Origin of the sequence: Micrococcus sp. GPGPB33 (assembly GCF_037853785.1) — a bacterium.
GTDB lineage: Bacteria > Actinomycetota > Actinomycetes > Actinomycetales > Micrococcaceae > Micrococcus > Micrococcus luteus.
On sequence record NZ_JAQMWO010000002.1, the window covers coordinates 1,838,039 to 1,857,156 of the forward strand.

General features: G+C 74.7%; 15 protein-coding genes and 2 pseudogenes. 10 read left to right on the forward strand and 7 right to left on the reverse strand.

From position 1 onward, the window contains the following. Positions 1-54: 54 nt before the first annotated feature. From POD19_RS08780 to msrB, 3 genes are all read right to left on the reverse strand, one after another. Positions 55-1,305, reverse strand: coding sequence for a ribonuclease D (locus POD19_RS08780; RefSeq protein WP_144819009.1), 1,251 nt, complete (start codon positions 1,303-1,305; stop codon positions 55-57). Positions 1,306-1,376: 71 nt separating this feature from the next. Further along, a complete protein-coding gene (locus tag POD19_RS08785) occupies positions 1,377-1,991 on the reverse strand; it encodes a DUF3000 domain-containing protein (protein WP_098471753.1) in 615 nt (204 codons plus the stop codon). A 75-nt stretch (positions 1,992-2,066) separates the two neighbouring features. Then, on the reverse strand, positions 2,067-2,582 hold the full coding sequence (gene msrB / locus POD19_RS08790; RefSeq protein WP_144819011.1) for a peptide-methionine (R)-S-oxide reductase MsrB: 516 nt from the start codon (positions 2,580-2,582) through the stop codon (positions 2,067-2,069). Between the two features lie 87 nt (positions 2,583-2,669). On the opposite strand from msrB, the gene POD19_RS08795 reads away from it, so the two are divergent. Then, positions 2,670-4,070: an alpha/beta hydrolase family protein gene (locus tag POD19_RS08795; RefSeq protein WP_144819013.1), complete on the forward strand. Its 1,401-nt coding sequence runs from the start codon at positions 2,670-2,672 to the stop codon at positions 4,068-4,070. Between the two features lie 6 nt (positions 4,071-4,076). On the opposite strand, the gene POD19_RS08800 is transcribed toward POD19_RS08795, so the two are convergent. Both POD19_RS08800 and POD19_RS08805 read right to left on the reverse strand, forming a co-directional pair. After that, on the reverse strand, positions 4,077-5,603 hold the full coding sequence (locus POD19_RS08800; RefSeq protein ID WP_340309426.1) for a M3 family metallopeptidase: 1,527 nt from the start codon (positions 5,601-5,603) through the stop codon (positions 4,077-4,079). Then, positions 5,567-6,169: a hypothetical protein gene (locus POD19_RS08805; protein ID WP_340309427.1), complete on the reverse strand. Its 603-nt coding sequence runs from the start codon at positions 6,167-6,169 to the stop codon at positions 5,567-5,569. The genes POD19_RS08800 and POD19_RS08805 overlap by 37 nt, the downstream gene beginning before the upstream one ends. A gap of 99 nt (positions 6,170-6,268) precedes the next feature. Between POD19_RS08805 and POD19_RS08810 the strand changes: the two genes are divergently transcribed. The 8 genes and pseudogenes from POD19_RS08810 to POD19_RS08845 all read left to right on the forward strand — a co-directional run bounded on the left by POD19_RS08810 (position 6,269) and on the right by POD19_RS08845 (position 15,281). Next, entirely contained in the window at positions 6,269-7,030 is a 762-nt protein-coding gene (locus POD19_RS08810) for a YebC/PmpR family DNA-binding transcriptional regulator (protein ID WP_049147641.1), read from the forward strand. 47 nt (positions 7,031-7,077) lie between these two features. Beyond that, positions 7,078-7,712, forward strand: a pseudogene (gene ruvC / locus POD19_RS08815) (crossover junction endodeoxyribonuclease RuvC). An 80-nt stretch (positions 7,713-7,792) separates the two neighbouring features. Then, positions 7,793-8,437, forward strand: a complete 645-nt coding sequence (gene ruvA, locus POD19_RS08820) for a Holliday junction branch migration protein RuvA (protein ID WP_049147639.1) — start codon at positions 7,793-7,795, stop codon at positions 8,435-8,437. Further along, positions 8,434-9,456: a Holliday junction branch migration DNA helicase RuvB gene (gene ruvB / locus POD19_RS08825; protein ID WP_144819690.1), complete on the forward strand. Its 1,023-nt coding sequence runs from the start codon at positions 8,434-8,436 to the stop codon at positions 9,454-9,456. The genes ruvA and ruvB overlap by 4 nt, the downstream gene beginning before the upstream one ends. A 60-nt stretch (positions 9,457-9,516) precedes the next feature. After that, positions 9,517-9,954 carry a preprotein translocase subunit YajC gene (gene yajC / locus POD19_RS08830; RefSeq protein WP_049147635.1) on the forward strand — a complete coding sequence of 146 codons (438 nt, stop codon included), beginning with the start codon at positions 9,517-9,519 and terminating at the stop codon, positions 9,952-9,954. Between the two features lie 70 nt (positions 9,955-10,024). Then, positions 10,025-11,828, forward strand: a pseudogene (gene secD / locus POD19_RS08835) (protein translocase subunit SecD). After that, positions 11,825-12,865, forward strand: coding sequence for a protein translocase subunit SecF (secF, locus tag POD19_RS08840; RefSeq protein ID WP_036317952.1), 1,041 nt, complete (start codon positions 11,825-11,827; stop codon positions 12,863-12,865). Before secD ends, secF begins: the two are co-directional and overlap by 4 nt. Positions 12,866-13,001: 136 nt before the next feature. Beyond that, positions 13,002-15,281, forward strand: a complete 2,280-nt coding sequence (locus tag POD19_RS08845; protein ID WP_340309428.1) for a RelA/SpoT family protein — start codon at positions 13,002-13,004, stop codon at positions 15,279-15,281. 11 nt (positions 15,282-15,292) lie between these two features. Here the strand turns inward: POD19_RS08845 and POD19_RS08850 are convergent, their stop codons facing one another. After that, complete coding sequence (locus POD19_RS08850) at positions 15,293-15,910, reverse strand: hypothetical protein (protein WP_036380977.1); 618 nt, start codon at positions 15,908-15,910, stop codon at positions 15,293-15,295. Positions 15,911-15,995: 85 nt separating this feature from the next. Further along, complete coding sequence (locus POD19_RS08855) at positions 15,996-17,534, reverse strand: DUF349 domain-containing protein (RefSeq protein WP_036380974.1); 1,539 nt, start codon at positions 17,532-17,534, stop codon at positions 15,996-15,998. 174 nt (positions 17,535-17,708) lie between these two features. Here POD19_RS08855 and hisS point away from each other — a divergent pair, with 174 nt between their 5' ends. Then, positions 17,709-19,085 carry a histidine--tRNA ligase gene (gene hisS / locus POD19_RS08860; protein WP_036313678.1) on the forward strand — a complete coding sequence of 459 codons (1,377 nt, stop codon included), beginning with the start codon at positions 17,709-17,711 and terminating at the stop codon, positions 19,083-19,085. Positions 19,086-19,118: the final 33 nt, after the last annotated feature.

Here is a 19,118-nt window from a genome sequence, read left to right on the forward strand (position 1 = left end):
AGCCTCCGCGTCGACGCGACGCGACGGACCGATCCGGCCGGCCGCGTCGGGGGCTCAGGCGCCGGCGGGATCGGGGTCGAGGAGCGCGACCGTGACGATCGCGCCGACGTTCTCCACCTGCCACGGGCGCGCGCCCCGCTCCGTCAGGAACGCGTCGACGGTCTCGGGGGTGATCGGGGCGGGCGGGGTCCAGCAGATCCGCCGAAGGGTGTCCGGGGTGAGGAGGTTCTCGGTGGGCATCCCCAGCTGCTCGGCCCGTCGGGCGACGCGGGCCTTGGCCGTGCGCAGGCGGCGGTCCGCCACCGGGTCCCGGTCCTTCCAGGCCCGGGGTGGGGGCGGGCCGTCCCCGGTGCGGATCTGCGCCGCGGGGGCGTCGCCCCGCTCGGCGTCCTCGACGCCGGCCCGGATCGCGGCGATCCAGCGCGGGGCCTCGCGGCTCGCGGCGCGGCCGTGGAAGCCGGAGGTCTGGCGCAGGGCGGGGACGGTGCGCGGCTGGGCGGCCGCGGCGGCGACGATCGACCGGTCCGGGATGAGCCGGCCGGGGGCGACGTCGCGGTGGCGGGCGAGGTCCTCGCGGGCCTCCCACAGGCGCTTGAGGACCGCGCGCTGCACGGGGCGGCGCAGCGTCTGGGAGCCCGAGGTGCCGCGCCAGGGGTCCTTCTTCGGCGTGGGCGGCGGGGCCGTGCGCACGTGCTCGAACTCCTGCTCGGCCCACGCGAGCTTGCCGTCGGCCTCGAGGCGCGCGATCAGGGCCTCGCGCAGCGGGACGAGCAGCTCGACGTCGAGCGCCGCGTAGGTGAGCATCGCCTCGGGCAGCGGACGCACCGACCAGTCGGCGGCCGAATGCTCCTTGGCGAGGGTGACCCCCAGCAGCTCCTCCAGGACCGCGGCCAGGCCGACGCGCGGCAGGCCGGACACCCGGGCCGCGAGCTCGGTGTCGAACAGCCGATCGGGGCGCAGCCCCTGCTCGGCCAGGCAGGGCAGGTCCTGGCTGGCCGCGTGCAGGATCCACTCGACGCCCGCGAGGGCCTCCTGCAGCGGGGCCAGCCCGTCGAGGGCTTCGGGATCGACGAGCCAGATGCCGGCGCCCTCGCGCTTGAGCTGGACGAGCATAGCCCGCTGGCCGTACCGGATCCCGGAGGCGCGCTCCGCGTCGATGGCGACGGGCCCGGTCCCCGCGGCGAGCGCCGCGGCGCAGGCCTCCAGGCCCGCGCGGGTGTCGGTGAGCCGGGGGACTCCACCGGCCGGTGTGGCGATCAGCCGCGGGGGCGCGTCCGGGGCGGCCGTCTCGGGGGCGTCGGTCATGCTGCTCCTGTTCGGGGAGGTCGGGGCGGGGACGGGCCGGGGCCACGTGCGTCTCAGGCGCGGGCGCGCGGTCAGGGGCCGGCCGTGGAGACGTCCGCGGCGTGCTCCGGCGGCAGGCCGGCGAACGCGCAGATCATGTCCGACCACGCCTCGAGATGCGAGCCGAGGTCCCGCGGGGCTGGGGTCCACGAGGCGCGCAGCTCGATGTCGGTGGTGTCCGGGGCCGCACTGAGCGTCCCGAAGCCCTCCGCGATGCTGCGCGTCGCGGTGCCGCCGGCGTGGGAGTGCTCGGCGTGGCGGCGCTCGAGCGCCTCCACGAGCCACGTCCACGCGACGGCGCCGGCCAGCTGGTCCAGTGCGACGTCCGGTTCCAGGCTCGCACGGATCCAGGTCACCGCCCGGAAGCCTCCCGGCCACCGGGCGTCCGGGGCCGGGTCGTGCAGGAGGACGAACCGCCCCGTGGCCAGCACGCCGCCGGTCGCCCCCGGCCCGCCGCACACGTCGGCGGCGAGGGCGACGGCGAAGGGCGCCTGCCCCTCGGGCGCCGGGATCTCCCGCAGCCGCACCTCGGTCCGCGGCCGCGCATCGCGCAGGTCCGCCAGGGCACGCCGGAACACCCCCGGCGGCACGGGCGCCTCGACCGCCCCGGGGGCGGCGGAGAGGCGACGGGGCCCGATCACGCTCATGCCCGTCAGCCTAGGCCGCGGGGCCCACCGGTCCGCGGGGGCGCGCCGTGGAGGCCACGGCGCTCCCGCACCGGCTCAGCGCGCCCCGTCCGGGGCCGCCGCGTCGTCGGCGGGGGCCAGGCGCAGCGAGATCGAGTTGATGCAGTAGCGCAGGTCCGTGGGGGTGTCGTAGCCCTCGCCCGCGAAGACGTGACCCATGTGGGAGCCGCACGCCGCGCACCGCACCTCGATCCGCTCCATGCCCAGGGTGGTGTCCTTCAGGTACTCCACCCGGTCCTCCGCGAGCGGCGCGAAGAACGAGGGCCAGCCGCAGTGCGCGTCGAACTTCTCGTCCGAGCGGAACAGCTCGGACCCGCACGCCCGGCACGCGTACACGCCCTTCACGTGCGAGTCCCAGTACTCGCCCGTGAAGGGCCGCTCCGTGCCGGCCCGGCGCAGCACCTGGAACTCCTCGGGCGTGAGCCGTCGGGCCCACTCCTCGTCCGTCAGGCGGGCGCCGCCCGGGGCGGCCAGGGTCTGCTCGGGAGCCGGGGCGTCCCGCGCGGGGTCGGGGGTGGGGCCGTCATGGGGGGTGTGGGGAGTCTCGGTCATGCCCGGTGCAACGGTCCGGAGCGCCGTCGTGTTCCCGACCGGCGCCGCATTGGCGGGCGCGCCCGCCCGTGGAGGACAATGGCGCGCATGGCCGCACGACCCCGCCGTCCCCGTCCCCGCCCCGCCGACCTGCCGCCCGCCCTGGCCGCCGCCGTCACCGTGGCAGCCCGGCGGGCCGGGAGTCGCGAGTCCCGCGTCCGCCGAGCGGGCCGCCTGGTCCGCCGCGGAGTCACCGGATCGGTGCGCGGCGGCGTGGCCGTGGCCTCCCCGGTGGCCCGCTGGGCCCCGCCCGTGCTCAGCGTCGCCGCGGCCTCCGCCTTCGTGCTGGCCGGGGCGAGCTCGGCGCTCGCAGGCGTGTTCGCCCGCACCGTGGTGACCCCCGTGCGCCGCCACGCCGAGTCCACGCCGATCCTCGCCGTCGTCGACACGCCCGCCGGGCAGGACGTGATCCTGCAGGCCGACGAGTACACCACCGTGCCCGGCCAGTACTCCCTCACGTTCGACGACGGCGCCGGATGCGCCCGCATCGGGGAGATCACCTCCTTCGACCCCCGGGACGGCACGGTGCAGCGCGCGGTCGAGGAGGTCTTCTCCGGCGATCTGACGACGGCGACCCGGGGCCGGTTCACCGGCTTTGTCTACCCGACCCCCGCCGACGCCGGGCTCGACGCCGAGGACGTGCAGGTGCCGGTGCCCGGCGGCCACGCCCGCGCATGGCGCATCGAGCCGGACCCCAGCGAGGACGGCGAACCCCGTCCCGCGGAGGGGCTGTGGGCGGTGATGGTCCACGGCCGCGGCGCGCGCCGCAACGAGGGCATCCGCGCCGTGCCGACCGCCCGCCGCCTGGGCATGACGTCGCTGCTGATCTCCTACCGCAACGACGGCGACGCCCCGGACGCCGCCGACGCCCGCTACGGGCTCGGCACCACCGAATGGGAGGACGTCGAGGCGGCCATCCGCTACGCCCTCGACCACGGCGCCCGGGACGTCGTCCTCTTCGGCTGGTCCATGGGCGGGGCCGTGGTGCTGCAGACCGTGGACCGCTCCCCGCTGGCCCCGCACGTGCGCGGCGTGGTCCTGACGGGCCCCGTCATCGACTGGGTGGACGTGCTGCGCCACCAGGCCCGGCTCAACCGGATCCCCGAAGCCGTGGGCCTGCTCGGCCAGTGGCTGCTGGCCAACCGGGCCGGCCGGTTCATCACGGGCCTGGCCGCCCCCGTGGACCTCAAGGCCCTGGACTGGGTGACCCGCGCCGACCACGTGCGTGTGCCCACGCTGATCCTGCACTCCGAGGACGACGAGTACGTGCCCGTCGGCCCCTCGCAGGACCTGGCCGAGCGCAACCCGGACCTCGTGCGGTTCGTCCGCTTCCACCAGGCCCGCCACACCCGCGAGCAGAACGTGGACCCGCGCAAGTGGGACACCACCGTGCGCGGCTGGCTGCGCGCCGTGCTCAGCGCCCCCCGCCCCGGCGGCCGGGGGCGCTGACCGCGCTCAGGCCGCGGCGTCCGCCAGCCCCCGACGGCGCAGCAGCGGCTCGAGCTCGGCGTCCCGGCCACGGAACGCGCGGTAGGACTCCAGCAGGTCACGCGTATCGCCCCGCGAGAGCAGCTCGTCCGCGAACCGGCGGCCGTTCTCCCGCGTCATCCCGCCGTGCTCGCGGAACCACTCCACGGCGTCCGCGTCCAGCACCTCGGCCCACACGTAGGAGTAGTACCCGGCCGCGTAGCCGCCGCCGAAGATGTGCTTGAAGTAGCCGGTGCCGTAGCGCGGAGGCACCAGGTCCGGGTCGATGCCCGCCTCGGTCAGCACCCGGCGCTCGAACGCGGCCGGGTCGGCCGTGGCGGCGTCCACCGTCTCCTCCGTCAGCGAGTGCCAGGCCCAGTCCACGAGCGCCGCGCCCAAATACTCGACCGTGCGGTGCCCCTCGCCCCACAGGTCCGCCGCCTCGAGCCGCTCCAGCGTCCCCGCCGGCAGCGGCTCGCCCGACTCCACGTGCCGCGCGTACGCGGCCAGCAGGGACGGCTCGCGCAGCCACACCTCGTTAACCTGCGACGGGAACTCGACGACGTCGCGCGGCACGTTCGTCCCGGTGAGCGAGGCGTACTCGCCCCGGGCCAGCAGCCCGTGCAGGGCGTGGCCGAACTCGTGGAACAGCGTCGTGGCCTCATCCAGCGTCAGCAGGGCCGGACGCCCCGCCGCCGGGGCCGGCACATTCATCGTGGTGAACACCACCGGGCGCTCGCCCAGGGCGTCCGCCATGTCCCGCACCGTGTGCATCCAGGCACCGCCCGACTTGGTCGGCCGCGCGAACAGGTCCGCGACGAACAGACCCACCCCGGCACCGTCCTCACCCGTCACCTCGAACACCCGGATCCCGGGGCGGTACAGGTGCCGCGCCAGCTCCGGGCGCTCGGCGAACGTGAGCCCGTACAGCGCCGTCGCCGCCGCGAACACGCCCTCGGTCAGCACCCGGTCCAGCTCGAAGTACGGGCGCAGGGCGTCCGCGTCCACCGCGAACTCCTCCCGCGCGTACGCCGCGGACAGCGCCGGCCAGTCCCATGGGGCCACCTCGGCGTCCGTCCGGCCCGCGTGCGCCGCCGCCGTCGCCGCGTCCGCCCGCGCGTTGGCCATCGCCCGCGGCGCCATCGCGGCCAGCAGCTCCTCCACGGCCGCCGTCGACGGCGCCGCCCGGTCCTTCAGCGCCTGCTCGGCCCAGCTCTGCGCCCCCAGCAGCCGCGCCTTGCGCAGCCGCAGCCGCACCATCGCCATCGCCGTCGTCAGCGTCTCGTGCTCCCCGGCCCCGCCCCGGCCCGTCGACGCCTCGAACACCTCGCGCCGCATCCCCTCGTCCTGCAGGGACGCCAGCCACGGCTGCGACGTGAACAGGGACAGCGTCAGCAGCCACGGGCCCGCCGCCGCGTCCCCGTCCCCGTGCCCCGCCTCGGCGGCCGCCCCCGCCGCCGCGGCCAGGTCGTCCTCGCTCAGACCGGCCAGGCGCTCGCGGTCCGTGACGAGCACGGCGCGGGCCGCGGTGTCCGCGACGAGGCGGCGCGTGTAGGCGGCCGAGAGGGACGCCAGCTCCGTGTTGATCCCGCGCAGCTCCTCGCGCGCGGCGTCGTCCAGGTCCGCCCCCGCCAGGGAGAGGCGCAGGCGCAGCGCCTCCAGCAGGCGGGCGTCCTCGCCCGTGAGGCCGCCGTCGTCGATCGCCGCGACGCGCGCCGCCAGCCGCGGGTCCAGCAGGATCGCGTCCTCGTGGGCCGCGAGCTCGGGGAGAGCTCCTCTGCCAGGGCCTGCCGCGCGTCCGTGCCGTCCGAGCCGACGAGCGTGAAGAACATGGCGGCGGAGCGGCGCAGCAGCTGGCCGGACAGCTCGAGCGCGCGGACGGTGTTCTCGAAGGTCGGCGCCGTGGCCGCCCCGAGGATCTGGTCGACCTCGGCGCGCTGGGCCGCCATCCCCGCGCGCACGGCCTCGGCCAGCTGCGCGTCGGAGACGGCGGAGAAGTCGGGCAGCCCGTAGGGCAGGTCGGAGGGGGTCGCCAGCGGGTGGTCGGCGGGCAGGACGGAGGGCGCGGAGGTGTGGGTCATGGGCGCGAGTGTAGTCAGCCGTGATCCGCGCCACCCCACCGGGCGTCGCTAGACTGGGCGGTCGAGCCAGCAGACGAGATCCAGACCTGAGGAGGCGTGATGGCAGGACATTCCAAATGGGCGACCACCAAGCACAAGAAGGCCGTCATCGACGCGCGGCGCGCCAAGGCGTTCGCGAAGTACATCAAGAACATCGAGGTCGCGGCACGTGCCGGCGGACCCGACGTCGCCGGCAACCCCGCCCTCGACCTGGCCGTGTCCAAGGCCAAGAAGGCCTCGGTGCCCAACGACAACATCGACCGCGCCGTCAAGCGCGGCGCCGGCCTGACCGGCGAGGTCATCGACTACGCCGAGATCATGTACGAGGTCCGCGGCCCCCAGGGCTCGGCGCTGCTGGTCGAGTGCCTGACCGACAACAAGAACCGCGCCGCCGCGGACGTGCGCGCGGCCGTCACCCGCAACGGCGGCACCATGGCGGACTCCGGCTCCGTCTCCTTCCTCTTCGAGCGCAAGGGCCTCGTGCGCCTGCCCACCGAGGGCAACACCGAGGACGGCCTGCTCGAGGCCGTGCTCGAGGGCGGCGCGGACGCCGAGGAGGTCGTCGTCTCCGGCGACTCCTTCGAGATCCTCTCGGACCCCTCCGACCTGCAGTCCGTGGCCAAGGCCCTCGACGAGGCGGGCGTGGAGTACGAGTCCGACGAGCTCGAGTTCGTCCCCACCATGAAGGTGGACCTGGACGCGTCGGGCGCCCGCACCTTCCTCAAGCTGGCCGATGCGCTCGAGGACCTCGACGACGTCCAGAACGTCTTCTCGAACGTGGACATCGCCCCCGAGGTCCTCGCCGAGCTCGACGAGGACTGATCGCGCTGAGCGCGCGCCGGCCCGCCGACGTCGTCCGGATCCTCGGGGTGGACCCGGGGCTCACCCGCTGCGGGATCGCCGTGGTGGACGTGGACGCGCGACGGCGGGCCGCGCTCGTCCACGTCGAGGTCACGGGCACCCCGCCCACCGCCCCCTGGACCAGCGCCTCCTGCGCATCGACGAGGCCGTCTCCGCGGTCCTCGCCGCGCACCGGCCCGATCGCGCCGCCGTCGAGCGCATGTTCGCGAACACGAACACGCCGACCGTGCTGGGCACGGCCCAGGCCGCGGGCGTGGCGATCGCCGCGGCCGCGCGCGCCGGCGTCCCCGTGGGCCTGCACACCCCCTCCGAGGTCAAGGCCGCCGTCACCGGACACGGCGATGCGGGCAAGGAGCAGGTCACCACGATGGTCACCCGGATCCTCCGCCTCGACGCCCCGCCGCGCCCGGCCGACGCGGCCGACGCCCTCGCCTTGGCCATCGCCCACGGCTGGCGCGGCACCGCCCTCGGCGCGGCCGCCGGCCAGACCGGCCTCGACACCGCAGACCTCGCCTCCCGGGCGGGGCGCTCGCAGTTCGCCGCCAAGGCGCCCGCGCGCGCCCGCCCGCGGGGCCAGCTCACCGCCGCGCAGCGGGCCTGGCTCGACGCCGAGCGCTCGGCGGGCGGCGGGCGTCGCCGGTAAGCCGCTGCCGGGCCGGCGTTCGATGATATGTTCGAATCCGCGCCGACCGGCGTCCGTCCGTCCCGACAGGAGGGCCCCTCATGATCGCCTCGCTCAGCGGCACCGTCGAGCACGTGGCCCTCGACCGGGCGGTCATCGCCGTCGGCGGCCTGGGTGTGCAGTTCTCCGCCACCCCGCAGACGCTGTCCACCCTGCACGAGGGCCGGCCGGGGGCGGTGCAGACCCACCTCGTGGTCAAGGAGGACGCCCTGACCCTCTACGGCTTCGCGGACCGCGACGAGCGCGAGGTGTTCGAGGTGCTCATCACGGCCAACGGCGTGGGTCCCCGCCTCGCCCTGGCGATCCTCTCCGTCCACCACCCCGAGACCGTGCGCCGGGCGGTCACCGAGGAGGACGAGAAGACCCTCACCCGCGTGCCCGGCATCGGGCCGAAGATGGCGCGCAAGATCATCGTCGAGCTCTCCGGCCGCCTCGCGCCCACCGGGGAGCCGGTGCCCGAGGCGGAGGCCGAGGCGAGCGCCGAGCCGACCGTCGAGGCGCTCTGGCACGCCGACGTCGTGCAGGCGATGGCCGGCCTGGGCTGGTCCGAGAAGGAGGCGCTCAAGGCCGTCGAGGCCACCGTGGCGGCCCGCCCGGAGCTGGACGAGGGCCGCGACGTCGCCGCGCTGCTGCGCGCCACCCTGCGCGACGTCGGCATGGCCGGCGCGGTGCGAGGCGGGCGATGAGCGCGGAGTCCTCACCGCTGTCCGCGGCGGCCGTCGACCCGGAGGAGCGCCGGCTCGAGGCCGCGCTGCGCCCCAAGCACCTGGACGAGTTCGTGGGCCAGATGCGGGTGCGCGAGCAGCTGGACCTCATGCTCGCCTCCGCCCGGCTGCGGGACCGCGCCGCGGACCACGTCCTGCTCTCCGGCCCGCCCGGGCTCGGCAAGACCACGCTGGCGATGATCGTGGCCGCGGAGATGAACGCCCCCCTGCGGCTGTCCTCCGGCCCCGCGATCCAGCATGCGGGCGACCTCGCGGCCATCCTGTCCTCGCTCACCGAGGGTGAGGTGCTCTTCCTCGACGAGATCCACCGGATGTCCCGCCCGGCCGAGGAGATGCTCTACATGGCCATGGAGGACTTCCGCGTGGACATCGTGGTGGGCAAGGGCGCCGGCGCCACCTCGATCCCGCTCGAGCTGCCGCCCTTCACGCTCGTGGGCGCCACCACGCGGGCCGGCCTCCTGCCGGGGCCGCTGCGCGACCGCTTCGGCTTCACGGGCCACCTGGACTTCTACACCGAGGAGGAGCTCGAGCGCGTCCTGCGCCGCTCCGCCCTGCTGCTGGACATGCGGCTGGCCACGGAGGGGTACCGGCAGATCGCCCGGCGCTCGCGCGGCACCCCGCGCATCGCCAACCGGCTGCTGCGCCGGGTGCGGGACTGGGCGCTCGTGAAGGGGCTGGCCGAGGTCGGCCCGCACGACGCCGCCGCCGCCCTGGACATGTACGACGTCGACGGGCGGGGCCTGGACCGGCTCGACCGGTCCGTGCTCACCGCCCTGTGCACCACGTTCGGCGGCGGGCCCGTGGGGCTCAGCACGCTGGCCACCGCCGTGGGGGAGGAGGCCGAGACCGTGGAGACCGTGGCCGAGCCCTTCCTCATCCGCGAGGGCATGGTGGCGCGCACCCCCCGTGGCCGCGTCGCGCTGCCGGGGGCCTGGGAGCACCTGGGCCTCGCCGCTCCAGAGGCCACGCCGGGGCCGTGACGCCCAGGGCGGGCCCCTACACTGGACAGGCCCGCCCACCCCGAGCATCAGGAGTCCCCCATGCCCGTCGCCACCGCCGCGACCCTGCCCGTGATCGCCCAGCAGGCCCAGGGAGGCGGTGGCAGCTTGCTCATGCTCTTCGCCTTCGCCCTGCTCGCGGTGATGCTCTTCCTCTCCTTCCGCAAGGGCAAGAAGATGCAGCAGCAGCAGGCGCAGATGCGCAGCACCCTCGCCCCGGGCGTCGAGGTCATGACCGGCGCCGGCATCTTCGGCACCGTCGTGGCCGTGGACGCCGAGGCCCAGCGGGTGACGCTGGAGACCGCCCCGGGCACGCGCATGGACGTGCACCTGCAGGGCATCACCACCGTCGTGGAGCCCGAGACGGCCGCCGCGGCCGCCGCGCCCACCACGGACCCGTCGCGTCGGGATGACGCCCCCGGCACCGAGTACCGCGCCGACGACGCCGACCCGCGTCCGCGCCGCGACGACCTGGCCTGAGGCCCACCCACCCCTGCACACGCGGCCCCGCCTGGCGGGGCCGCTCGGATGTGACGGAAGCACCTGAGCAATGGCGAAGAGAACACCCTCCGGCTCCGCCGGGCGCACCCTGACCTGGCTGGCCGCCCTCCTCGTGGTCCTGGCCGCGATCCTCGGCGGGGGCGTGGCCTCCGGCGCGGCCTCCTGGGCTCCCAAGCTCGCCCTCGACCTCGAGGGCGGCACGCAGATGGTGCTGGCCCCCGAGACCTCGACGGGCGAGTCCGTCACCCCCGAGCAGCTGGACCAGGCCGTGGAGATCATCCGCCAGCGTGTGGACGGCTCCGGCGTGGCCGAGGCGGAGGTCGCCACGCAGGGCTCCCAGAACGTGGTCGTCTCCCTGCCCGGGGTCCCGGACGAGGAGACCCGCCGGCTGATCCAGGCGTCCGCGGACATGCAGTTCCGCCCCGTGCTGCAGTCCGGCTCGGGGAGGCCACGCCCGAGGACCAGCGCCTGCCCGAAGACCAGCTGCCGAAGCCCGACGGCGAGCCGGCCGACGCCTACGACCCGAACTGGGTCACCCCGGCCCTGCTGGCCGAGTTCCAGGCCACGGACTGCACCGCCCCGCGGGACCCGGCCGCGCCCCCGCCGCCGTCCGACCGGGCGATCGTCGCCTGCCAGCCCTCCGAGGAGCTCGCCGACGGCGCCGTCACGTCCGCCCAGAAGTACATCCTGGGCCCCGTGGTCATCCCGGGCACCCAGATCAAGGGCGCGTCCAACGGCATGGCCCAGGCCCAGAGCGGCGTCTCCACCAACCAGTGGGTCGTCAACATCGAGTTCGACGAGGAGGGCACCAAGGCCTTCACGGAGGTCACCCAGAAGCTCACCCCGTACCCCGAGGGCGACCCGCGCAAGCAGTTCGCGATCCTGCTGGACGGGGACGTGATCTCCGCGCCGCAGTCCAACGTGGTCATCACCAACGGCAGCGCGCAGATCAGCGGCCCCACCCTGAACGAGCAGACGACGGCGCAGTTGGCCGAGCAGCTCAACTACGGCTCCCTGCCGATCTCCTTCTCGATCGAGTCCGAGCAGCAGATCTCCGCCACGCTCGGCCGGGACCAGCTCTTCTGGGGCCTGATCGCCGGCCTGATCGGCCTCGGCCTCGTGGCCGTGTACCAGTTCTTCCAGTATCGGGCCCTGGGCCTGCTGACCTTCGCCTCGATCATCGTGGCGGGCGTGCTGACGTGGCTGACCATCGCGATCCTGGGCTGGACGGACAACTACCGCCTGTCCCTCGCGGGCATCGCCGGGCTCATCGTGGCGATCGGTCTGACGGCGGACTCGTTCATCGTCTACTTCGAACGCATCAAGGACGAGCTGCGCGCGGGCCACACCGTGCCCGTCGCCGTGCACGAGGGCTGGAAGCGCGCCCGGCGGACGATCACCGCGTCCAAGGCCGTGAACCTGCTGGCCGCCGTCGTGCTGTACTTCGTGGCCGTCGGCAACGTGCGCGGCTTCGCGTTCACCCTCGGCCTCACCGCGATCGCCGACCTGATCGTGGTGTTCATGTTCACCCACCCGCTCATGGTGCTGTTGGCCCAGACCCGCTTCGTGGGCGAGGGACACCCGATGTCCGGACTGGACCCGTCGCTGTTGGGCGGGCCGTCCCTGTACCAGGGCGCCGGGCGCTTCCGCGAGCCCGCCACTGCCCCCCGCACCGGGCTCCCGGCGGAGGCCTCCGACGAGCCGGCCGCCGACGCCCCGCGCCCGCTCGCCGCGACGGGCGCCCCCGCGCGGGCTCGTCCGCCCGGGGCGGCCGCCGCTCGCGCACCGCGCCGCCCATGACGATCGCCGAGCGACGCCGCGCCGAGCGCCGCCGCCAGGAGGAGGACCAGTGAACCGCTTCGCCGACTGGGGCAACGCCCTCTACTCGGGCCGCATCTCCTACCCGTTCATCCAGCGCTGGCGGCGGTGGTTCGCCCTCGCCGCCCTGCTGCTCGTCCTCGCCGGCGGCCTGACCGCCCTCCGCGGTGGCTTCAACCTCGGCATCGAGTTCCGGGGCGGCTCCGAGTTCACCGTCTCGCAGACGGCCTCCACCGACGTGGCCGCGGGCGAGCGCGCCGTGACCGACGTGCTGGCCGACGGCCACGCCACCGTCACGAACGTCGCCCCGGGCACCGTGCGCGTCCAGACCGAGCAGCTCGACGACGCCCAGACCCGAGCCGTGGCCGCGAACCTGCAGGAGGCCTACGGCGTCGGCCAGGACCAGGTGACCTCGACCTTCGTGGGGCCGACCTGGGGCGCCGCGGTGTCGCAGCAGGCCCTGATCGGCCTGGTGATCTTCGTGGTGCTCGTGACCCTGTTCATGGCCGTGTACTTCCGCACCTGGAAGATGTCCCTGGCCGCCGTGCTCGGCATGCTCTACGTGGTCGCGCTGACCGCCGGCATCTACGGCGCCACCGGCTTCGAGATCACGCCGTCGGCCATCATCGGCTTCCTCACGATCCTGTCGTACGCGCTCTACGACACCGTGGTGGTCTTCGACAAGATCCGCGAGAACACGATCGGGGCCGAGGAGGACCCGGAGCGCTCCTTCGTCGAGAACGTGAACCTCGCGGTGAACCAGACGCTCGTCCGGTCCATCACGACCTCCGTCGTCGGCATCCTGCCGGTCGGCTCGATCCTGTTCATCGGCGCGGGGCTGCTCGGTGCCGGCACGCTGCGGGACATCGCGCTCGCGCTGTTCGTGGGCATCATCGTGGGCACCCTGTCCACCCTGTTCCTCCAGGCGCCGCTGTACGCCCTGCTGCGCCGCAACGACCCGGACGTGCGCGACCACGACGCCCGGGCCGCGGCCCGCGCCGCCCGGGAGCGTGCCTCAGAGGCGGTCACCGATCCCGACGTCGCCCCCTGGGACGACGGCGCGCGACTCTGACGGAGCCGCTGCGGCCCCGGTGCACCTGCCACCGGGCCCGGCGGTCTTTCTGGGGCGGGGCGGGACGGGCGCGGGTAGACTCGCCGATCATCCCGGCCGGAGCGGTCGGGGCCGCACGAGTCAGGAGGCGTGGCCCATGAGCGAGCAGGACCCCACTCCCGTCCCGGTCCGGCCCCGCGGCCGGATCGCACGCCTGACCGGCCGGCACGCCACCGAGTACTCGCCCCTGCTCGAGCCGCTGATGCGCACGGTGCGGCAGCGAGCCACCAAGACCGAGCTGGCCGACATCGTCCGCGCCTTCGAGGTCGCCCGCGCGGCACACGAGGGGCAGATGCGGCGCTCCGGGGACCCGTACATCACCCACCCCGTCGCGGTCGCCACGATCCTCGCCGAGATCGGCGTGACCGGCCCGACCCTCCTGGCGGCCCTGCTGCACGACACCGTCGAGGACACGGACTACTCCCTGGAGCGCCTGCGCGCCGACTTCGGCTCCGACGTCGCCCTCCTCGTGGACGGCGTGACCAAGCTGGACAAGGTGACCTACGGCGCCGCGGCGCAGGCCGAGACCGTGCGCAAGATGGTCATCGCGATGGCCCAGGACGTGAACGTCCTGCTCATCAAGCTCGCCGACCGGCTGCACAACGCGCGGACGTGGCGGTACGTCTCCCCGGAGTCCAGCGCCCGCAAGGCCCAGGAGACCTTGGACATCTACGCCCCGCTGGCCCACCGGCTCGGCATGAACACCGTCAAGTGGGAGCTCGAGGACCTCTCCTTCGCCGCCCTCAAGCCCAAGATGTACGCGGAGATCGTGCGCCTCGTGGGGGAGCGCAACCCGGAGCGGGAGAAGCACATCGCGGCGCTGCGCACCGTGATCGAGGAGCACCTGCGCGAGCACCGGATCCGGGCGACCGTCACCGGACGGCCGAAGCACTACTACTCGATCTACCAGAAGATGGTGACGCGCGGGAAGGACTTCGACGACATCCACGACCTCACGGGCATCCGGGTGCTCGTGGACTCCGTGCGTGACTGCTACGCCGTGCTCGGCGTCATCCACGCGCGCTGGAACCCGGTCCCGGGCCGGTTCAAGGACTACATCGCGGTCCCGAAGCTCAACATGTACCGCTCCCTGCACACCACGGTGATGGTGCCGGGCGGCAAGCCGGTGGAGATCCAGATCCGCACGCAGGAGATGCACCGCCAGGCCGAGTACGGCGTCGCCGCGCACTGGCGGTACAAGGCCCAGGTCGCCGGCCAGGCGCCGGTGCAGGCCACGCCGGCCTGGCTGCGCTCGGTGATGGACTGGCAGGCGGACACCCGGGACCCGGACGAGTTCCTCGCCTCGCTGCGCACCCAGATCGGGGCGGACGAGGTGTACGTCTTCACGCCGAAGGGGGAGATCCGCACCCTGCCGGCCGGCTCCACGCCCGTGGACTTCGCCTACGCCATCCACACCGACGTCGGCCACCGCACCATCGGCGCCCGGGTCAACGACAAGCTCGTCCCGCTGTCCACGCCGCTCAGCCACGGCGACACCGTGGAGGTCTTCACCTCGCGCGCCGAGGACGCGGGGCCGAGCCGGGATTGGCTGGGCTTCGTGGTCTCGCCGCGGGCCCGGTCCAAGATCCGTCACCACTTCGCCACGCAGCGCCGCGACGAGCAGGCCGACCGGGGACGCGAGTCGCTGACCCGTCAGCTGTGCAAGGCCGGCATGGCCGTGCAGCAGGTGCTCGGCGGCGAGGAGCTGGTGCAGGTGGCCACGGATCTCGGCTACGCGGACCTCGACGGGCTGTTCGTGGCCCTCGGCGACGGCCACGTGTCCGCCCAGTCCGTGCAGGAACGCGTCGCGGAGCGCCTCGCTCCGCCGACGCCGACGCAGGCCGAGCCGGAGGGCGAGCTGACCGTCGGCGAGGTGGACCTGCAGGAGCTGGTCCCGGCCCAGTCGCGGCGCGCCCCCGCGCGGGCCACCAACGACGCCGGCGTGCTCGTGGACGGCGACGGCGGCGTCATGGCCAAGCTGGCACGGTGCTGCAACCCGGTGCCGCCGGACGCCATCGACGGGTTCGTCACCCGCGGCTCCGGGGTCTCCGTGCACCGGGTCGACTGTCCCAACCTGGCGACCCTGCTCGCGCAGGAGCCGGAGCGCCGCACCCCGGTCAGCTGGGCGCCGTCGCGGGACACCGTCTACCTGGTGGAGATCCAGATCGAGGCGCTGGACCGCAAGTCGCTGCTCTCCGACGTCACCCGGGTCCTCTCCGAGAACCACGTGAACATCCTCTCGGCCTCCGTGAACACCACCCGCGACCGCGTGGCGATGAGCCGGTTCGTCTTCGAGATGGGCGACCCCCGGTTCCTCGGCCACGTGATCGACGCGGTGCGCCGCATCGACGGCGTCTTCGACGTGCACCGCACCTGAGCCTCCCGGCCTCAGTCGGGGACGTCCAGCGCCGCCAGCAGCGCGCCCAGCCGGCGCCGGGCCGCCACGACGCCGGCACGGCGGGTCCGGCGGGCCAGCCGCTCCCGCAGCCCGGCGGCGCCGTGGGCGCCGATCACGGCGGCCGCGCGCCGCGCCGCATCCGGGTCGGCGCTGAGCAGCAGGTCTTCGACTGTCCGGGCGGGCGTCGTGACCCGCACGGGGCCGAAGCGGAGCACGTCGTGCTCGGCGGGGGCGACGCCCGTGGCATCGGCCGCGACGTCCGACTGCGTGAGCGTCCAGGGCAGCAGGCCCCCGCCGGCGGGGCGCCGGTGGAAGTGCGGCACGGCCGCGTGCAGCCGCCCGGGCGCCGCGCCGCCGGCCAGGATCCAGGCCGCCGACGGGCCGATCGCGGTCCAGCCGGCGGCCAGGAGCGGGCCGCCGAGGGTCCACAGGGCAGCGGCCCGGACCGCGGGATCGTCCGCGGCGTCCGGCCGCGCCCACACCCCGGGCAGCAGCGGCCGCACGGCGCCCCGCGCGCCGAGCGCCTGCAGCTCCGGCTCCGTGAAGGGGTCGCCCGCCAGCACGAGTGCCCCGGTCGGGGCGGTCTCCTCGATCGTCACGGTCGTCATGCCCGGATCCTGCCAGAGACGGGGACGCCCCCGCGGCCGCCTGTGGACAGGCGGGCCGCGGGGGCGTGCTCGAGACGGGTGGGGCTCAGCGGAGCTCGGAGGCCGAGGCCTCGAGGGCCTGCTTCCACTGCAGGCGCGCGTCGAGCGCCTCCTGGGCCTTCTTGACGGCGCGCTGGTCGCCCCGGGCCTGGGCCCGGGCGAGATCCGCCTCGAGCCCCGCGATGGTCTCCTCGAGCTGCGTGAGGGCGGAGTTCGTGCGGGCCTTGGTCTCCGGGTCGGTGCGGCGCCAGTGCTCGTTCTCCGCCTGCTTGAGGGCGTCCTCGAGCTTGCGGAAGCCCTCCTCCATCCGGCGGACGTCCCCGCGGGGCACGCGGCCGGCATCCTCCCACCGCCCGCGCAGCTCGTTGAGCGCGCGCCGTCCGGCCTTGACGTCCGTGAAGGGGAGCAGCTTCTGGCCGTCGGCGAGGATCTGCTCCTTCACCTTCAGGTTGGCCCCGTACTCGCGGTCGATCTCCTGGTTCGCGGCCTTGCGGGCGGCGAAGAAGACGTCCTGGGCGGCGCGGAAGCGGGCCCAGAGGGCGTCGTCCTCCTTGCGGGAGGCCCGGGGGGCGCGCTTCCACTCGTCCATCAGGTCGCGGTACTTGCCGGCGGTCACGCCCCAGTCGGTGGACGTGGACAGCTCCTCGGCGCGGGCGATGAGGCGCTCCTTGACCTGCTTGGCCTCGGCCGAGGCGGCGTCCAGCCGGGAGAAGTGGGCGCGGCGGGTCTTGTCGAACGTGGTGCGGGCGCCGCGGAAGCGCTTCCACAGGTCGTCCTCGACCGACTTGGCCAGACGCGGACCGGCCTTCTGGGCGGCCTTCCACTGCTCGAACAGCTCCGTCATGCGCTTGGACGCGGTCTTCCAGGGCATCCGCTCGGCCGGGGTCTGGGCGAAGGTCTCGGCCTCGGCGACGATGGCCTCGCGGGTGGCCAGCTGCTCGGCCTGGGCGGCCTGCCGGGCCTCCTGTTCCGCGGCGCGGTAGTCGCCCAGGAGGGTCTCCAGGGCCGCCAGGCGGGTGCGGAGGGCGTCCATGTCGCCGACCATGTGGCGCTCGTTCACCGCGGTCGTCATCTGACCCAGCGCGCGGCCCAGCTCACCCGAGGGGGCGCCGGCGGCGATGCGCTGCTCGAACAGGGCCATCTGGGCGCGCACGTCGTCGTACTTGCGCACGAAGTACGCCAGCGCGTCCTCGGTGCTCGCGTCCGGCACCTGGCCGACCGCGTGCTCCTCCTGCCCGTCCAGCAGCGTGACGTGGCCGTCCTCGCTCACCCGGGCGAACCTGGCGGCCTCCTCCACCGGGGTGGGCGGCACGGTCGGGGCCACGACGGGGGCCGGGGCGACGGACGCGGCGGCGGGCGTCGCGGGGCGCACGGCGGCCGGGCTGGCCTTCTTCATCGCGGCCGGGGAGGGCACGGCGGGCGTCTCGGCGGGCTGGGAGGAATCACCGTGCGCCGGGGCGTCGGGGACGATCTCGGGGACGGGCCGGGCCTCGGCGGGCACGGTCGTATCGGCGGCCTCGGCCGACGCGGGGGTGGACTCGGTGGCGGGGGACTGCTGGTCGTCGGGCTGCATGTGATTGGTCACCGCTGGAACTCTCCCTGACTGCGCCGGCACGCAGTCGTCGAGGGATGCGGCCGGTCGGGATGGACACGAACAGGGCCAGCGTACCGGGCCGGACAGCGCCCGCGCCTAGAATGGGCCGGTGCGCCGGCGGGGGACCGTCGCGCGTCCCCGCCGTCGTCGTCTCGAAGGATCGCCATGTCCCGCAAGGCCTCCCTGTCCGGTTTCCACGAGTGGCTGCCCGCCGAGCGGCTCGTGGAGCAGCACGTGCTCGACACGCTGCGGCGGACCTTCGAGCTGCACGGGTTCGCCGGCATCGAGACCCGTGCCGTGGAGACCCTGGGCCAGCTGCTGCGCAAGGGCGAGGTGGACAAGGAGGTCTACGCGGTCTCGCGCCTGGCCGAGGACGAGGAGGTCGCCGCGGGCCTGCGCGATCCCAAGGACCCGGCCGACCCCAAGCGCCTGGCCCTGCACTTCGACCTCACCGTGCCGTTCGCCCGCTACGTCGTGGAGAACGCCGGCCACCTCGCCTTCCCCTTCCGTCGCTACCAGATGCAGAAGGTCTGGCGCGGGGAGCGCCCTCAGGAGGGCCGCGCCCGCGAGTTCACCCAGGCGGACATCGACGTCGTCGGCGACGGCGCCCTCTCGCCCCGGTACGACGCCGACGTCGCACTGGTGATGGCCGAGGCGCTCGGCGCCCTGCCGATCGGCGACTTCCTCATCCGCGTGAACAACCGCAAGCTCGCCGAGGGCTTCTACCGGGGCATCGGCCTGGAGGACACCGCCGGCGTGCTGCGCAGCATCGACAAGCTGGAGAAGGTCGGCCCGGAGGAGGTCGCGCGGCTGCTCCAGGAGGAGGTCGGCGCGAGCCCCGAGCAGGCTGCGCAGGCGCTGGCCCTGGCGGACATCCGCACGTCGGACACCTCGTTCGTCGAGCGGGTCCGCGCCCTGGGGGTGACCCACGAGCTGCTCGAGGAGGGGCTGACCGAGCTGGCCGACGTCGTCGCCACCCTGCACCGCCGCGCCCCCGGGCGCGCCGTGGCGGACCTGTCCATCGCGCGCGGCCTGGACTACTACACGGGCACCGTCTACGAGACCGTCCTGGTGGGCCACGAGCAGCTCGGCTCGATCTGCTCGGGCGGCCGCTACGACGCGCTCGCGTCCAAGGGGAACCGCGTGTTCCCCGGTGTCGGACTGTCCATCGGCGTGACGCGGCTGGTGATGCGCATGCTGTCCCAGCAGATGGCCGTGGCCTCCCGCTCCGTGCCGACCGCGGTGTACGTGGCGCTGACGGCGGACGAGGACTGGTCCGAGGCCCAGGACGTCGCGGCCCTGCTGCGGGAGCGCGGCATCCCCGCGGAGGTCGCGGTGTCCGCGGAGAAGTTCGGCAAGCAGATCAAGTATGCGGACCGCCGCGGCATCCCGTTCGTCTGGTTCATGGGTCGGGACGACGCCGGCGCGCGGGTCCACGAGGTGAAGGACATCCGCTCCGGCGAGCAGCACGCCGCGGACCCGGCCGACTGGACCCCGCCGGCCGAGGACCTGCTGCCGCAGGTCGCCCGCGCGCAGGACTGAGCGGACGCGGCCGCTATGCCGGCCCCGGTGTGC

What these genes read in the sequence shown, in the direction of transcription:
- POD19_RS08845 (WP_340309428.1), top strand. Translation starts at nt 13,002, where the DNA reads ATGAGCGAGCAGGACCCCACTCCCGTCCCGGTCCGGCCCCGCGGCCGG.
- POD19_RS08795 (WP_144819013.1), top strand. Translation starts at nt 2,670, where the DNA reads ATGGCCGCACGACCCCGCCGTCCCCGTCCCCGCCCCGCCGACCTGCCG.
- ruvA (WP_049147639.1), top strand. Translation starts at nt 7,793, where the DNA reads ATGATCGCCTCGCTCAGCGGCACCGTCGAGCACGTGGCCCTCGACCGG.
- msrB (WP_144819011.1), bottom strand. Translation starts at nt 2,582, where the DNA reads ATGACCGAGACTCCCCACACCCCCCATGACGGCCCCACCCCCGACCCC.
- POD19_RS08805 (WP_340309427.1), bottom strand. Translation starts at nt 6,169, where the DNA reads ATGACCCACACCTCCGCGCCCTCCGTCCTGCCCGCCGACCACCCGCTG.
- POD19_RS08785 (WP_098471753.1), bottom strand. Translation starts at nt 1,991, where the DNA reads ATGAGCGTGATCGGGCCCCGTCGCCTCTCCGCCGCCCCCGGGGCGGTC.
- POD19_RS08810 (WP_049147641.1), top strand. Translation starts at nt 6,269, where the DNA reads ATGGCAGGACATTCCAAATGGGCGACCACCAAGCACAAGAAGGCCGTC.
- hisS (WP_036313678.1), top strand. Translation starts at nt 17,709, where the DNA reads ATGTCCCGCAAGGCCTCCCTGTCCGGTTTCCACGAGTGGCTGCCCGCC.
- POD19_RS08780 (WP_144819009.1), bottom strand. Translation starts at nt 1,305, where the DNA reads ATGACCGACGCCCCCGAGACGGCCGCCCCGGACGCGCCCCCGCGGCTG.
- POD19_RS08850 (WP_036380977.1), bottom strand. Translation starts at nt 15,910, where the DNA reads ATGACGACCGTGACGATCGAGGAGACCGCCCCGACCGGGGCACTCGTG.
- ruvB (WP_144819690.1), top strand. Translation starts at nt 8,434, where the DNA reads ATGAGCGCGGAGTCCTCACCGCTGTCCGCGGCGGCCGTCGACCCGGAG.
- yajC (WP_049147635.1), top strand. Translation starts at nt 9,517, where the DNA reads ATGCCCGTCGCCACCGCCGCGACCCTGCCCGTGATCGCCCAGCAGGCC.